We start from the raw sequence: 1,263 nt of genomic DNA on the forward strand, positions 1-1,263 counted from the left end.
TGCTCAGCGGGCTGGTGCTGTCCCTGGGCACCTCCTGGGGGCTGGCCAGGCACCGCTGGGTCTACACCAAGTTCTGGCTGACTGCATAAGCGTCAGTGTGGTGCGTGTCCGTGCTGGTTGCCGCAGTTTTGAGTGGCTTCTGAGGGTGGATGCTGCCGCGCCTCGAACGGGAGTCCCGGAAGTGGTTCGCTCGAAACACTTCCGAAGCCCTAGTTGCCTGAATCAGGCGTCATCCTCGCCGCCGTTGATAACGGTGAGGTCGGTGCGCTGCCGGCCTGCGTACGGGTCGGGTGCGTCGTCTGGGATACTCTGGAGGGCCTGGGCCTGGGCGGCGCCGTTGCCGTTGAAGAGGAAGTCTGGGCGGATACGCCAGTCGCGGCCGTCAGGGTAGATGAAGCTGTACTCGCTGAGTTGCCGGAGGCCGCGAGAGACCGACGCCTGGGACATGCCGCACTGCTCGGCGAACTTGGCTTGCGACTCGACGCGCACGAGGCCGTGGTCTTTGCGGTTCTGCATGGCGCTCATCTTGTGGAACAGCTTGTAGGCCGTGACGCTGAGGTCTGCGTCCGCCAACGCCTTGTGTGCGTCGTATCCCATGGTGGTGAAACCTCCTCCTCTGAAGAACAGCCCGCCGCTGGCCGGGACCGACGAGTGGACGGTGAGATCTTGAACCTCTCCGGTGGACCGGTTGACCGTTTCCAGTCGGGTCACTCGTCGGGCCGCACGCACAGAGTATCTCCAGAGGTGAATGGGACGTTGCGCTGCTGTCTCGGTTTGATTCAGCTCAGCTGATTCTATTCAGTAGTGCATAGTAGAGGCAAGATTCGGACTCTATTTTATTCAATTCTGCATAGCCAGGTTGCGGTGCTGAAAGGTGGGCTGCGCGTTACCGCAGGTCAGAGGCTCGCGGAAGATCTTCCGTCTTAATAGGTAAAGGACCCCGCCGTTCCTCCCGTCCCGCGATGGGCCATGAGCCAGGGCCCACCGTCGCTGGCCTGCGGTCCAGTTGGGGCGGGGGCTTCGGCCAGTTGCAGCAGTGCCCCGGTCGGCGACCGGCTGACCGTACAAGCGCGCTGACCTTACTGCGCGGGGGGCTCTGCCCCGCCACACCCCCGCAAGCGCCCCGGCGGCGCTTGACCCGCCCTGCCGCGGGTCCGCTTCGTGTCCTGCCCCTCGCCGGACCAGAAGCGGTCGTCCGCGGCGTGGAACTGGCCAGGAGTGCGCCCCTCGGGGAGGTGGTGGAGGGTCCACTCGGGACGGTAG

2 protein-coding genes and 1 pseudogene are annotated in these 1,263 nt (G+C 64.7%); 1 reads left to right on the forward strand and 2 read right to left on the reverse strand.

Translation table 11 applies throughout. The features are described 5' to 3' along the window. A pseudogene (locus tag AB0I10_RS41185) lies at positions 1–83 on the forward strand (DUF2269 domain-containing protein); the annotation flags it as partial. 139 nt (positions 84–222) lie between these two features. On the opposite strand, the gene AB0I10_RS41190 reads toward AB0I10_RS41185, so the two are convergent. Continuing rightward, the gene (locus AB0I10_RS41190) at positions 223–711 is read right to left on the reverse strand and encodes a hypothetical protein (RefSeq protein ID WP_363157858.1); all 489 of its coding nucleotides are present in this window, start codon (positions 709–711) and stop codon (positions 223–225) included. 368 nt (positions 712–1,079) lie between these two features. Further along, positions 1,080–1,263, reverse strand: a 184-nt coding sequence (locus tag AB0I10_RS41195; RefSeq protein ID WP_363157859.1) for a hypothetical protein, incomplete at its 5' end; no start/stop codon positions are given.

It is taken from the genome of Streptomyces sp. NPDC050636 (genome assembly GCF_040654775.1).
In the GTDB taxonomy this organism is placed as follows: Bacteria; Actinomycetota; Actinomycetes; order Streptomycetales; family Streptomycetaceae; genus Streptomyces.